This is a genomic window from Paraburkholderia largidicola (genome assembly GCF_013426895.1).
Classification (GTDB): domain Bacteria; phylum Pseudomonadota; class Gammaproteobacteria; order Burkholderiales; family Burkholderiaceae; genus Paraburkholderia; species Paraburkholderia largidicola.
In genome coordinates this window covers 1,004,729-1,018,841 of the sequence record NZ_AP023175.1, presented here as the reverse complement: position 1 = coordinate 1,018,841, position 14,113 = coordinate 1,004,729, and the positions used below count along the sequence as shown (strand labels likewise).

Annotated in this window: 12 protein-coding genes; 6 read left to right on the top strand and 6 right to left on the bottom strand. The window is 63.5% G+C overall.

Annotated features, from left to right (window positions below; translation table 11 throughout):
- Positions 1–2: 2 nt before the first annotated feature.
- The 5 genes from iaaH to PPGU16_RS21135 all read right to left on the bottom strand — a co-directional run bounded on the left by iaaH (position 3) and on the right by PPGU16_RS21135 (position 5,246).
- Positions 3–1,457 carry an indoleacetamide hydrolase gene (gene iaaH / locus PPGU16_RS21155; protein WP_180724710.1) on the bottom strand — a complete coding sequence of 485 codons (1,455 nt, stop codon included), beginning with the start codon at positions 1,455–1,457 and terminating at the stop codon, positions 3–5.
- A gap of 90 nt (positions 1,458–1,547) precedes the next feature.
- A complete protein-coding gene (locus PPGU16_RS21150; protein ID WP_180724709.1) occupies positions 1,548–2,453 on the bottom strand; it encodes a ferritin-like domain-containing protein in 906 nt (301 codons plus the stop codon).
- Positions 2,454–2,589: 136 nt separating this feature from the next.
- Complete coding sequence (locus PPGU16_RS21145) at positions 2,590–2,808, bottom strand: transcriptional regulator (protein WP_180725166.1); 219 nt, start codon at positions 2,806–2,808, stop codon at positions 2,590–2,592.
- A 395-nt stretch (positions 2,809–3,203) separates the two neighbouring features.
- On the bottom strand, positions 3,204–3,878 hold the full coding sequence (locus PPGU16_RS21140; protein WP_180725165.1) for an NADPH-dependent FMN reductase: 675 nt from the start codon (positions 3,876–3,878) through the stop codon (positions 3,204–3,206).
- Between the two features lie 333 nt (positions 3,879–4,211).
- On the bottom strand, positions 4,212–5,246 hold the full coding sequence (locus tag PPGU16_RS21135; protein ID WP_180724708.1) for a toll/interleukin-1 receptor domain-containing protein: 1,035 nt from the start codon (positions 5,244–5,246) through the stop codon (positions 4,212–4,214).
- An 866-nt stretch (positions 5,247–6,112) separates the two neighbouring features.
- Here PPGU16_RS21135 and PPGU16_RS21130 point away from each other — a divergent pair.
- From PPGU16_RS21130 to lra1, 5 genes are all read left to right on the top strand, one after another.
- Positions 6,113–7,252, top strand: a complete 1,140-nt coding sequence (locus PPGU16_RS21130) for an IS481 family transposase (RefSeq protein ID WP_180720102.1) — start codon at positions 6,113–6,115, stop codon at positions 7,250–7,252.
- A 429-nt stretch (positions 7,253–7,681) separates the two neighbouring features.
- Positions 7,682–8,434: an SDR family NAD(P)-dependent oxidoreductase gene (locus PPGU16_RS21125; protein WP_180724707.1), complete on the top strand. Its 753-nt coding sequence runs from the start codon at positions 7,682–7,684 to the stop codon at positions 8,432–8,434.
- Positions 8,435–8,534: 100 nt separating this feature from the next.
- A complete protein-coding gene (locus PPGU16_RS21120) occupies positions 8,535–9,875 on the top strand; it encodes an MFS transporter (protein ID WP_180724706.1) in 1,341 nt (446 codons plus the stop codon).
- Positions 9,876–9,915: 40 nt separating this feature from the next.
- Positions 9,916–11,094: an L-rhamnonate dehydratase gene (gene rhmD / locus PPGU16_RS21115; protein ID WP_180724705.1), complete on the top strand. Its 1,179-nt coding sequence runs from the start codon at positions 9,916–9,918 to the stop codon at positions 11,092–11,094.
- 12 nt (positions 11,095–11,106) lie between these two features.
- The gene (gene lra1, locus PPGU16_RS21110; RefSeq protein WP_180724704.1) at positions 11,107–11,889 is read left to right on the top strand and encodes an L-rhamnose 1-dehydrogenase Lra1; all 783 of its coding nucleotides are present in this window, start codon (positions 11,107–11,109) and stop codon (positions 11,887–11,889) included.
- A 739-nt stretch (positions 11,890–12,628) separates the two neighbouring features.
- On the opposite strand, the gene PPGU16_RS21105 is transcribed toward lra1, so the two are convergent.
- Entirely contained in the window at positions 12,629–13,597 is a 969-nt protein-coding gene (locus PPGU16_RS21105) for a LysR family transcriptional regulator (protein WP_180724703.1), read from the bottom strand.
- A gap of 149 nt (positions 13,598–13,746) precedes the next feature.
- On the opposite strand from PPGU16_RS21105, the gene PPGU16_RS21100 reads away from it, so the two are divergent.
- Positions 13,747–14,073, top strand: coding sequence for an L-rhamnose mutarotase (locus PPGU16_RS21100; RefSeq protein WP_180724702.1), 327 nt, complete (start codon positions 13,747–13,749; stop codon positions 14,071–14,073).
- Positions 14,074–14,113: the final 40 nt, after the last annotated feature.

Here is a 14,113-nt window from a genome sequence, read left to right as displayed (position 1 = left end):
TGTCAGATAGTCGGAGCGGGGACCGTGCCGAGCAGCGCTTCGAATGCAATGCCGATGGCGAGCAGCCGGCGGTCGCTGCCAAGCGGTCCATCCAGTTCGATGCCCACGGGCAAGCCATCCTGCGTCAGGCCCGCGGGCAGCGAGAGGCCCGGAATGCCGGCGTTGCTGGCGGGATCGGTATTGCGCAGATAGGCGGTCATTTCGTCGATAGCGGGCGCGCCGTCGATCGACACGACGGACGAGCCGTTCACTTCGTCGATCGGCACGGCGACGAGGCGCGTGGTCGGAAAAAGCAGGGCGTCGAGACGCCCTGCCGCGAACGTGTCGGCATAGTGCTGCTGCAATTGCGGACGCCAGATATTCATCGCGTCCGAATAGTGCTGGGCCAGCGCGCCTGCCAGCACGACGTCGTAGATATTGCGCACGTCCGGGCTGGCGATGCGCGCGGCGAGCTCGCCGACCGTCCGGACGGGCGCATCGTTCGCGACGAGGTAGTCGCGCACGTCGTCGAGCGCTTCGTGGATCGCGATCGGGCCGCCCGTCTGCTCGTTCAACTGCAGCAGTTCGGGCATTGCGACGGGCACGAACGTGACGCCCGCCGCTTCGAGCGTCGTCAGCGCGGCGCGAGCAACATCTTCCGTCGCGCGTTCCAGGTCGGCCCACAGCGGCTCGGGCAAGCCGATGCGCAGCGTCGACAGCGGCACGTCGGGCAGCGCGGCGTCGCCGGTAATCACGCCGTCTAGCAACGCAACGTCCGCGGCCGTTCGCGCCATCGGCCCGACGGTATCGCGCGTGTGGCTGATCGGGACGACGGCCTGCGGGTCGTGATAGCGGCGCTCGGCGCCGCCGTTGCCCACCGACGGGCGGAAGCCCGCAATCCCCGTGAGCGCGGCGGGAATGCGCGTCGAGCCGCCCGTGTCGCTCCCCAGGCCGGCGGGCGCCACGCGTGCGGCGACGGCGACGGCCGTGCCGCCCGACGAGCCGCCCGCGATCAGCGACGGGTCATAAGGATTGCGCACGACGCCCGCATGCGGGGACAGATTCGCGCTCGTGATGCCGAACGCGAGTTCGTGCATGTTGGTCTTGCCGAGCACGATCGCGCCCGCGTCGATCAGTTTGCGCACGGAGGGCGCGTCCGTCTTCGGCTTGAAGCCGTCGAGCGCGGGCGTGCCCGCCGAGGTCAGCAGACCCGCCGTATTGATGTTGTCCTTGATGACGACGGGCAGGCCCGCGAGCGGAAGCCGGGCTTTTTCGTCGGGTGGGAGCGCGTCGATGCGTTTCGCGGCGGCGAGCGCACCTTCCATGTCGATCGCGGTGAATGCGTTGAGGCTGTCGAGCGCGGCGGCGCGCGCGAGCAGGGTCGCGACATAGTCGCGCGCGTCGAGCCGCCCGGACTGGATGGCGGCGACGGCCTGCGATGCGGTCAGCGCGAGTTGCTCATCGACGGTCCATTGCATGTGGTCTGTCTCCCTCGATTGGTACGTGTCGCGAAAGCGCCTGCGAGCGCAGGCGCGCGGCACGTGAATGGGCGTGCGTGTGTGCGCGGACTACTTGCGCATCAGGCGCAGTGCGAGCCGCGCGAGCGCAGGAACGAGCGCCGGACGGACGAGCCGTTTGTCGTATCCGGCCATCCGTTGGTCGTTTTCCTGGAGACAGAGTTCGATCAGTTGACGCGTCGAGAGTGCCTGGCCGATCGTCGCGCTGTTGGCGGGCAGGAAGTTCGAGTCGTGCGCGACACCGTTCGAGTCGATGCCCTTCGCAATCGCGACGCGGTCCCAGATCAGCTTGACCCAGATCGCGCCGACGCGCAGCGAATGCCACGGACGGCGCCACCACGGCATCGTGCGGCGATACCACGCGACCCAGTTGACGAAAAAGAGAATGTGGCGCGCTTCTTCCTGGATCACAGGCTCGAACGTTTCGACGAGTTCTTCCGGGAAATAGCCCGACAGCTGCGCGGAGCGGAACAGCCCGAACGAGAAGAAACTGTCGATGCACTCGCTGTAGCCGGTGAACATCCACGCCCATTCGGCGTCGCGGGGCGCGGGATACTCGGGCTCGGGCGCAAGCTCGATGCCGTAGGCGGCGACCAGGCGCGACAAAACGTGCTTGTGACGCGCTTCTTCTGCTGCGTCCATTTCGATCGCTTCGCGCACCAGCGGGTCTGGTACCTGCGCGGCGTAGGTGGCGACGCGAATCGACGCACGGCCTTCCGTCTGCACGGCGATGTCCCAGATAGGTAGGGACGTGATGCGCTTCAACGCATCGGGCGGCAACTGCGGCCAGTCGATAACGGCCGGTTTGTAAGGGTTATGCGTTTCGAGAAGCATCCGGCAGAACATCTGTTTGTGTTCGTCGGAGCCGACCCGCATGCGTGCGTGGCCATCGAAGGTCCAGTTGCGCAGTGCATGATCGTGAGCGGCCTCTGCTTCTGTTACCAGGGTGTCAGACATGTCAGGCGGAAACTTGGCTAGTTATTCCGCCTATTCTGTCATAACCCGTCAATTTGTGGCGTCGAGCGGGCATGCGCCGTGCTGCCGCACGCATTTTGCGCTGCGGGGCGCAAAAAATTGCAAAGAGCCGGACTGTTTACTGATGGCTGTCGACCCACAGGCGGCCCCAACGGAACGCATACGCAAGGGCGTGTTCTTCGTCGAAGAAATAGTCGAGCGCGTCGAACGAATAGGCGTGTCCGCCGCTGGCGGCCGTGGCTTTTTCGATGGTGAGGTTCGCGGCGAAGAGCCCGTTGGGCAGGCGCTGTGCAGCGGGGGCCACCTCATAGCCTTTGTAGCGGATATGTCTGTTCATCTGTTTCATGTTCGATCGCCTCCCCGCGACGGATTGCGCGCAGCACGGCGATCAGTTAATCGAAGCGGGCAGGGACTAGCGTAGGCTGGGCCGTGGAGCGCGTGAACCAATCATTCGTCGCAAGCAAATCACGGGCGGCCAGGGAACGGTCTGCGGGGATCTGGATGAGGCGTTATCGCGTGCGTTGTCGCGATGATGCGGCGGCGAAGGCTGCCGGGTCTGTTGTTTGGACCACGATCGCGGCGTCGTGCATGTTGGCCAGCGCACGCAGCGAGGCGATGCGGCAGTTGATGCCGTTGTGGGAACGGTGAAGGCGTATTAGCGCAAACGCGCAATGCCACGCGCCGCTTCGATGCGGTGCATGGCAGTGCGCCAAGGGAAGAGGAAGCGGCGAATCAGTTCGCCAGTGCGAGAACGCGCCTGGGGCGCGTGTCGTCGGCGTCACTCGCCGGAACTGCGGATGCCGCGGATGCGCCGTCCGCCTGATGCGAGCGGAACGCGAGCGCGAATTGCGAGGCCTGCTGGCCGACTATCGACAGTTGTTCGACTACCTTCGGATCGGAGCAGGTATCCGCGGATTCGAAACGTGTTTCGAGCGTGTTGATGCCTGCGCCGAACGGCGTCGGCCAGCCGCGCAACGCGTGCACGATCGAGCGCAGCGAGGTCAGCACGGAGCCCGCCGCCTGCCATCCATACGCAGTGACGATGCAGCCGACCGCGCGGCCGTCGAGATAGGGGCGTTCGTCGGCACGCAGTTCTTCGAGCGTGTCGAGCGCATTTTTCACGAGGCCCGACACGCCGCCGTGATAACCGGGTGTGGCGATGATGAGGGCATCCGCGTGACGGACGGCCTCGATCAATTCGATCTGTTCGTCGGTGCGTTGGGTGCTTTCAGGCGCGTAGTGCGGCAGGCTGTGCAGGAACGTGCCGCCAAACAGACGCGTGCGTGCGCCGGCCTGTTCGGCGCCGCGCAGCGCAAAGCCGAGCGCGCGTTCAGTGGACGATGCAGCGCGCGTGGTGCCGCCGATGCCGATCACGAGCGGGCGGCGGTTCTGGTCGAAACGGGTCAACTTCATGCTCCTTGCTGCAGTGGCGGCCGGCCGGATGCATGTTCGACGCCTGCGGCGCGTCCCATGCGATTGGGCCTCTGGACCTGAACCGCCATGTTAGTGACCGATCGTACCAGCGGGAAACGACTTTTTGTTCTAACGATATAACGGCGAAAGGGTTATCGGCTGCGCGCGGCGGCGTGGATTGCTTGTGCAAAAGGCTTCGTTGGAGCGGGGACGGGCGGGCGCTAAGATGAAATCGTCTCCTCCATGAGAACTCCTTGACATGGGATTGGCCCCGGATTCGCAAGAATCCGGGGCTTTTTTTGCGCTTGAGGAAACGGGACTTGGGTGTTACTGCGGCGGCAGCGGCACGATTCGCCGTGCGCCGAGCGCATTGTCGTCGGCCGTCAACTGACGGGCTTCGGGCGTCACGCAGACGGTGTCGCCTTCGAAGGCTTCGCGCCAGACGAAGCCGTTCTTGCAGGTGTTCGGTCCATACGCACCGCCGTTCGGCGAGCGGTTGTCGGAGGCGGCCTGGTTTTCGGCGATGATGCGCAGTTGCGTTTCGGGCGTGACGCACACTTTGTCGCGAGGTTGCGCCTGGCGCCAGACGAATGGCCTGACGCATGCGCCGCGATCGTGCGCGGCCCGCTGCAAAGCTTTCTTCGACACCATCTGATCGCCTTTGCCTGGCTGATTTCCAGGCGCGCTCGCCAGAGTCGGAACGGGTTCCGATGCAACGATGGTCGTGTCCGCTTTGGCCTCGTGTCCGGCCCCCGACATCTTCATGACGACCGCGCCCATCAGCGCGACGGCCGCGACCGCGCCGCCAATCGTCCACATTCGCGTGTGTTTTTTGCCGCCGTTCGCGTTCGAAGTGAGTCTGTCGTGCGGCGTGTCGGCGGGCGCGCTATCGCCCGATTCGTCGCCTGCGTGCGTGCGCAGCGCCTTGATCAGCAGTTGCACGTCGCTGTCCCAGCGGGCGTGCGTCAACTCGAATGCATTGCGGTACGCGAGGTCCTTGATATCGGTGGGCAGATCGGCTTCCTGCGGCATCGTCGCGCCTTGCACCAGCACGGGTATCACGGTCACGTCGCGCTTGAGGGCCGATGACGTTTCGAGCCGCACGAAGTCGCTCGGATTGTCGATGCGCCGTTTGCCTTCGCGATCCGTGACGGTGAGCCAGGTCCGTCCGATCAGCGCGAGCAGCACCGCGCATTTGTCGATGTTCGTCTCGATCGCGCGGCGAAAGTCGGCGCCGGGCTCGATCGTGGCGACGTCCATGAAGACCGTGTGTTCGCCGAACACTTCGCGCAGCGATTCGAACAGGCGACCTGCCTGGCCTTCCGTATCTTCGCGCCGGTAACTGATGAAAATGGGCCGCATCGAACGATTCCTCCCTCATCGGGTTGAACGGCGAGCCGATCCTGGAATTCAAACGCTCTTTTATTAAAGCAGAGCGGGCAATGGTCGGTTAGGCCTGCGTGGCAGGTGGATGTGTTTGAATGTGTGGAGGCCAACTGACTGGCGGTGCTGTTCGGGGTTCGGGGTTCGGTGTTCGGGGTTTTGGGTTTTGGGCTTTTCGCTGGCATCCGCGTTATGTTTTCGGTTCGCATGCGTTGCCCCTGTGCGGGGCGGCACCTACTTTTCTTTGCCGCCGCAAAGAAAAGTAGGCAAAAGAAAGCGGCTCACACCGCCAGTTCTAGTATTTGCCTGAGGGCCCCCAAAGGTTCTTACACTTCACACGGCAACCACGTGACCCACGTTCGTTGCCAGCGCTCTTGCGGTGCGCCTCACCCGCTTCACGCTCCCGCGTTACAGCATGCCGTGCCAGATAATCCGCCGCCGCCCAGGTGGCAAACTGTGTGTAGGCCACAGTACCTCACACGCCTCACTCCGGACCGATAGCGCAAGCGTCCCACCCTGTAAGAGCGCCAGGCTATACGACGCGACAACCTGCACACAGTTTGCCACCTGGGCGGCACGTACCATCCGGCGCCGCTTGCCTTGGTGCGGGTGCCTGAAGCGGGTGAGGCTTCTATTCAAAGCGTTGGCAACGAGCGTGAACAGAAATGCTGCCATGTGAAGTGTGGGGACGTTGGGGGCCCGTGGATAGGCACACGTGCTGGCGGTGTTAGCCGCTTTCTTTTGCCTACTTTTCTTTGCGGCGGTGTACAGACTGGAGACATCGCTGACAGGTGTACAGGGACATGACTGACACTTTCGGGTAATCAAACGCCCGGATTCCAACCATGCCCTGGGATGTAAAAGACACCATGAATCGTCGCGAAGACTTCGTCTGCGAGGCCGCCACACAGGCGCTCCCGTTCAGCGAGCTATGCCGTAAATTCAAGATCACCCGCCAGACCGGCTACAAGTGGCTCGCCCGCCACAAGTCTGAGGGTAGCAAGGGGCTGGCCGACCGCTCCCGGCGCCCGCATCACAGCCCCACACGCTCACCGGAGCACATCGAGGCACTGGTGCTGGACCTGCGCCGCGAGCATGGCTGGGGCGGACGCAAGATCGCACGGCGCCTGCGCGATCTGGGCCAGATTGAGGTTCCCGCGCCCGCCACCATCACCGAGATCCTGCGACGCCACGGGCTCATTGACGAGCAGGCGTCCCGCCAGCGCCAGCACTGGCAACGCTTCGAGCACGAGCATCCGAACTCGTTGTGGCAGATGGACTTCAAGGGCGACTTCCCGACGCTGGAGAGCGGGCGCTGCGCGCCGCTGACGGTCATCGATGACCACTCGCGCTACAACATCGTGCTGAGCGCCTGCGCGCGCACCACCACCGGGATCGTGCAGGCAGAGCTTGAGCGGGCGTTTCGCTGCTACGGGCTGCCATCGCGCATCAACACCGACAACGGCGCGCCGTGGGGCTCGCCCAGTGCGCCGGGGCAGCTCACCGAGCTCGCGGTCTGGCTGATCCGGCTGGGCATCCAGGTGAGCTATAGCCGCCCGTATCACCCGCAGACCAATGGCAAGGATGAACGGTTTCACCGCTCGCTGAAGGCCGAAGTGCTGGAGCGGCACACGTTCACCACGCACGCGCACGTGCAGCAGGTACTGGATCGCTGGCGGCAGGTGTACAACACCGAGCGTCCGCATGAGGCACTGGACATGGCGGTGCCGGTCACCCGCTACGCGTGCAGCCTGCGCAGGATGCCGGAGCGGCTGCCCGAGCCCGAATACGGTTGCGGCGATGAAGTGCTACAGGTCAATGCAAGCGGCGTGGTGCGCGTGCGAGGCGAGAAAGTGAAGCTCTCGATTGCGCTCAAGGGGCTGCAGGTGGCAGCCCGCCCGAGCGAAAACGAAGACGGAGTGATCGAGCTCTGGTTTGCCCATCAGCGAGTCGCAAAACTTGACCTGAAGACAGTAAAACCCTGACCATCATGTGTCAGCGATGTCCCTGTACATGTGTCAACCATGTCTCCAGTCTGTACACGGCGGCAAAGAAAAGTAGGTGCCGCCCCGCACAGGGGCGACGCTTGAAGCACGTAGGCAAAACGCGGATGCCAGCGCTAAGCAAACCGCCAACGCAAAGGCAAACCGCCAACGCAAAGGCAAACCGCAGATGCCCGCGCAAAGCCAAGAGCAAGAAAACCCCAACCCCATCCGCGCCGCCCAGGCGCCCCTCGATTCACTTTTGTTATCACCCCATCCAACAGTCGGATTGTTCCCGTATCGGCCGCCGCTTTATATTGCGTACACGGGCGGCCCATAACCCAACCCCAACCGCAACCCCAAACCCGGCCCCCAACAACGACAAATGCGCGAGCACCATCCCGCATCAGGAGCAAAACAAGGAGCGCAGCAATGAATCAGATCGATCTGGAGGGCCGTGTCGTCGTCGTTACAGGCGGCGCGCGGGGAATCGGCTACGCGGTCGCGCAGCGCGCGCTGCGCTCGGGCGCGGCCGTGGCGCTCTGGGACGTCGACAGCGAGCGGCTCGAGCGCAGTGCGAAAGAGCTCAGCGAACTCGGCAAGGTCGCAGCCGTCACCGTCGATCAAACCAAAGAAGCCGAGATCGACGCCGCCGTCAGCAAGACACTCGCCGCCCACGGCGCGATCGACGTGCTGATCAACTGCGCCGGCATCACAGGCGGCAACGGCACGACATGGGAACTCGAACCGGACATGTGGCGCCGCGTCATCGATGTGAATCTGATCGGCCCATATCTCGCATGCCGCGCAGTCGTGCCGCAGATGCTGAAGCAGGGCTACGGGCGCATCGTCAATATTGCTTCCGTGGCGGGCAAGGAAGGCAATCCGAACGCATCGCACTACAGCGCCTCGAAAGCCGGACTGATCGGCCTGACCAAATCGCTCGGCAAGGAACTCGCGACGAAGAACATCCTCGTCAATGCCGTCACGCCCGCTGCCGCGAAAACCGAAATCTTCGATTCGATGAAGCAGGAGCACATCGACTACATGCTGTCGAAGATTCCGATGAACCGCTTCCTGCTGCCGGACGAAGCGGCATCGCTGATCCTGTGGCTCGCGTCGGAAGACTGCGCGTTCAGCACGGGCGCCGTGTTCGATCTGTCGGGCGGCCGCGCGACGTATTAGACCCGTCGCACCCGACGCGATAGCAAACATAAGCGAAAGCGACGCACGAAAGCGGCACACGCATGCCGCTCGCGCCTTCGCACGAAGGCGACACGGAGACATGATGAACGGGACCTCGTCCGAAACGCGCGACACCCTCGACGGCATCGTCAGCCAGGTCATGCGGCGGTTGTTGCCGTTCCTGCTGCTGATGTACGTGCTCGCGTTCCTCGACCGCGCGAACATTGGTTTTGCACAAAAGGCTTTGCAGCACGACACGGGCATTTCGAACGCCGCGTTCGCATTCGGCGCGGGCGTGTTCTTCGTCGGCTATGCGCTGTTCGAAGTGCCGAGCAATCTGCTGCTGCATCGCGTCGGCGCCCGGCTTTGGATGTGCCGGATCATGGTCACGTGGGGCATCGTGTCGGCGGCAATGAGTCTTGCGCACACGGCCACGACCTTTTATGCGCTGCGCTTTCTGCTCGGCGTCGCTGAAGCAGGCTTCTTTCCGGGCGTCATCTATTACCTGACGCGCTGGTTTCCGCAATCGGCGCGTGCGCGTGCGGTCGGCGTGTTCTATTTCGGCGCGCCGCTTGCCTTCATGTTCGGCAGTCCGCTGTCGGGCTTTCTGCTCGATCTGCACGGCGCGATGAATCTCGCGGGCTGGCAGTGGCTGTTTCTGATCGAAGGCGGGCTGGCGTCGGTGGTCGGCGTGTGGGCGTTCTTCTATCTCGACGATCGGCCCGACGACGCGCGCTGGCTCACGCCGCAAGCGCGCAAGACCTTGAGCGCGGCACTCGACGACGATGCGCGCGCCGCGTCCGCGCACGGCCCGCGCAACCTGCTGGCGGCGCTCGTCGATAAACGCGTGCTGCTGTTCTCCGCGATCTATCTGCTGATCCAGATGAGCGTGTACGGCGTGATCTTCTATCTGCCGCAGCAGGTCGCGGCGCTGATGGGCGAGTCGGTCGGCTTGCGCGTCGGCATGGTGGCGGCCGTGCCGTGGATCTGCGCGCTCGCGCTGACGTGGTTCGTGCCGCGCCGCGCCGACGCGACGGGCACGCACCGGCGCTGGGCGGTCGCGCTGCTGGTGCTTGCCGGATGCGGGATCGGCATATCGGGCGCGACGCACAGTCCGCTCGTGGCAATGATCGCGCTGTGCTGCGCGGCAAGCGGCTTCATCGCCGCACAGCCGCTCTTCTGGACCTTTCCGACGCGCTACCTGACGGGCGCGGCGGCCGCAGGTGGCATCGCGTTGATCAACTCGCTCGGCAGCCTTGGCGGGTTCATCGCACCGACGCTGCGCACGAGCGCCGAGCATGCGTTCCAGTCGACCTCGGCGGGCTTGCTGCTGCTCGGCGCAGCGAGTTTGCTGGCCGCGCTGCTGATCGGCACGCTGGTGCGCCGCGACACGGCGCGCGACGCACCCGCTTTCCCGCAACCCATTCATCGCGCCCGCTGACACGCGAGGCGCTCCCAACCCACGAACGGAGCTCTAGAACATGGCGATGCCCACTATCCGGCACGTGCGTGCCTTCGTCGTCCGCGGCGGCGGCGCGGACTATCACGATCAGGCCGACGGACACTGGATCGACGATCACATCTCGACGCCGATGGCGCGTTATCCGCAGTACCGGCAAAGCCGGCGGTCGTTCGGCATCAACGTGCTGGGGACGCTGGTCGTCGAAATCGAGGCGAGCGACGGCACGGTCGGCTTCGCGGTGACGACGGGCGGCGAGATCGGCGCGTTCATCGTCGAGAAGCATCTGGCGCGCTTCCTCGAAGGACAACTGGTGACGGACATCGAGAAGATGTGGGATCAGATGTACTTCTCGACGCTCTATTACGGACGCAAGGGCGTCGTGCTCAACACGATTTCGGGCGTCGATCTCGCGCTGTGGGATCTGCTCGCGAAAGTGCGCAAGGAGCCGGTGTACCAGCTATTGGGCGGCCCGGTGCGCGACGAGTTGCAGTTCTACGCGACGGGTGCGCGGCCCGACCTTGCGAAGGAAATGGGCTTTATCGGCGGCAAGCTGCCTTTGCAGCACAATCCGGCAGAAGGTGAGGAGGGGCTCAGAAAGAACATCGACAAGCTCGCGGAAATGCGCAGCCGCGTTGGCGACGACTTCTGGCTGATGTACGACTGCTGGATGAGCCTCGACGTCCCGTATGCGACGAAGCTCGCGAAAGCCGCGCACGAATATGGCCTGAAGTGGATCGAAGAAGCGCTGTCGCCTGACGACTACTGGGGTTACGCCGAACTGCGCCGCAACGTGCCGCGCGGCATGATGGTATCGACGGGCGAGCACGAGGCGACGCGCTGGGGCTTCAGGATGCTGCTCGAAATGAACTGCTGCGATCTGATCCAGCCGGACGTGGGCTGGTGCGGCGGCATTACCGAACTGATCAAGATTTCCGCACTCGCCGACGCGCACAACGTGATGGTCGTGCCGCATGGGTCGTCGGTGTACAGCTATCACTTCGTCGTCACGCGTCACAACTCGCCGTTCGCCGAGTTTCTGATGATGGCGCCGAAGGCCGACCAGGTGGTGCCGATGTTCACGCCGTTGCTGCTCGACGAGCCGGTCCCTGTCAACGGCCGCATGAAGGTACCGGACACGCCGGGCTTCGGCGTGCGGCTGAATCCCGAGTGCACGCTCGAGCGGCCTTACCAACATTGAACGGAGAAGCATGTGCTGCTGAAAGACAAGGCGGTGATCGTTACGGGTGGCTCGCGCGGTATTGGGCGGGCGATTGCCGTGGCGTGTGCGAAAGAGGGCGCCGATGTTGCGATCAACTACTGGGGCGATAACGATGCATCGTATAACCGGCGCTCCGCGGTCGAAGAGGTGGTCGGCGAGATCGAGTCGCTGGGGCGGCGGGTGATTGCCGTCGAGGGCAATGTCGCGTTGAAGGAGACGGGGGCTGAGCTTGTGCGGCGCACGGTCGTGGCATTTGGCAAGGTCGATGTGCTGGCCAGCAATGCGGGCATCTGTCCGTTTCATGCGTTTCTCGACATGCCTGCCGATGTGCTGGAGACGACCGTTGCCGTCAATCTCAACGGCGCGTTCTTTGTCACGCAGGCTGCTGCGCAGCAGATGAAGGCGCAGGGCACGGGCGGTGCGATTGTCGCGACGAGTTCGATCAGTGCGCTCGTTGGTGGGGGGATGCAGACGCATTACACGCCGACTAAAGCGGGTGTGCATTCGCTGATGCAGTCTTGCGCGATTGCGCTTGGGCCTTATGGGATACGGTGTAATTCTGTTATGCCTGGCACGATTGCCACGGATCTGAATGCCGAGGATCTCGGCGATGAGGCGAAGAAGGCTTACTTCGAGAAGCGGATTCCGCTTGGGCGGCTGGGGCAGCCGGAGGATGTGGCGGATTGTGTGGTGTTTCTTGCTTCTGATCGGGCCAGGTATGTTACTGGCGCTGCTTTGTTGGTCGACGGTGGGTTGTTCGTGAATTTGCAGTAGGGGTTTTTTTGGTGTCTGCGACGCTGGGTGGTTTGCTTGTGTTAGCGCTGGCATCCGCGATTTGTTAGCGTGCTTCAAGCGTCGCCCCTGTGCGGGGCGGCACCTACTTTTCTTTGCCGCCGCAAAGAAAAGTAGGCAAAAGAAAGCGGCTCACACCGCCAGCCCGTGTTCCTATCCACGGGCCCCCAACGTCCCCATCCTTCACACGGCAGTGCCCTCGCCGGTGCTCGTTGCCAACGCTTCGAATGAACGCCTCACCCGCTTCAAATACCCGTACTCGTGCAAACGGCAACGAATGGTATGTGCCGCCCAGGTGGCAAACTGTGTGTAGGTTGTCGTGTCGTATGGCGTGGCGCTCCTACAGGTGGGACGCGTGCGCTATCGGTTCGGAGTGAGGCGTGCGGAGCACCAGGGGCCTACACACAGTTTGCCACCTGGGCGGCCGTGGACTGTCTGGCACAGCGGGTTGTAGTGCAGGTGCGTGAAGTGGGTGAGGCGTACAGAGAGAACGTTGGCAACGGACCCGAACCAGGGCGTTGCCGTGTGAAGCGTAAGACCCTTCGGGGGCCCTCAGGCAGGAACAAGGATTGGCGGTGTGAGCCGCTTTCTTTTGCCTACTTTTCTTTGCGGCGGCAAAGAAAAGTAGGTGCCGCCCCGCACAGGGGCGACGCTAGCGGACCAATAACATCACGCGGATGCCAGCGCAAAAGCCCCAAAAAACCCGAACAACGAAAAACCCTCAAACCCCAACCGCCAGGTTATCCACCCCCGCAAGGCGCTGCGAATGCACCCGAAGCAAATCAACAAACCGCTGCGCCGGCTCAGCCAGAGCCTCCTCTTTACGAGTAAGAATCCCAAACCCCGCAAGGCTCTTGCCAATCTCCACAGGCAACGCAACGAGCAACTTGCCGCGCACATGATCGCGCACCACGGACTCCGGCAACATCGCCACCGCATCATAGTTCTCGAGCAACTGCAGCGTGGCGAATATGGAAGCGCACTCGGTGAGATTGGCAGGCGTCCCAAGCCCCGCCCGGGCAAGTTCTTCTTCGAACAGAATACGGGCCGGACTCGTAACTGGCTGCGCCACCCACGGCCACTCCATCAACTCGCGCAGCGAAACAGCACCCCGCCCGGCAACGGGATGCACGGCCCGCACGACGAGCACCAACGTCTCCCGCGCCAGCGGCTCGAAACTGAAATCGTTATGCTGCAACGGATTCGTCAAGCGCCCCAGCGCGAGATCGACCTCGCGGCGATGCAGCAATTGCACCACCTGATCGCTGGTTTCTCCGAGAATGCACACATGCAACAACGGCCGTTCGGTTTTCAGCGCGGCGACGGCCATCGCCAGCAGATCGGGCGCGGCGCCCATGATCGCGCCAACCGTCAATTGCCCATGCCCGCCCTTGCGCTTCGCGTCCAGGTCCTCGGCAAAACGCGTGAGATCCGCCAGCGCGCGACGCGCATAGGCAAGCGTGACGACGCCGAGCGGCGTAGGCTGCATACCCCGTGCGTTGCGCTCGAACAGCAAAAAGCCGAGCGCCTCTTCGATGTCGCCCAGCATGCGGCTCGCGCTCGGCTGCGCGACGTTGATGGCATCGGCGGCCTGATGGACGTTGCGTGCGTCGTCGAGCGCGACGAGCAGCGCAAGATGCTTGAACTTGAGCCGGTTGACGAGGGGAATGCTGGCAGCGTTCTGGCTCATGGAGGATCAGCGGTGCGATTCGGTTTGAGTATCGCCCAATCCCAACAACGGATTGAGATGCTATCGACGCCCGAATTATAGTCGCATCAAGACGCTACCTTAGAGAGCGGCAAGAACAAGTGATCAAAGACACTGGAGACAAGCCCGGCATGGAGACAATCGCTTTCCGGATGGTGCTGAACCCCGGCATGCGCGACGAGTACGAGCGCCGGCATCGGGCAATCTGGCCGGAACTCGTCGACGCACTGCACAACGCAGGCGTGCGCGATTACCGGATCTTTCTCGACGAAGACACGCACCATCTGTTCGCGATACTGACGCGCGACGCCGATCATTCGATGGAGCGTCTGCCCGAACTCGCCGTGATGCGCAAATGGTGGGATTACATGGCCGACATCATGCAGACGGCGCCCGACCATACACCGCTCCAGCAAGTGCTGGTTCCAGTATTTGAACTGCAGCACCCCTTCCACTGATTCGCGACGCTCGCGGCGCACGCGCGCCGGCGACGAAGGA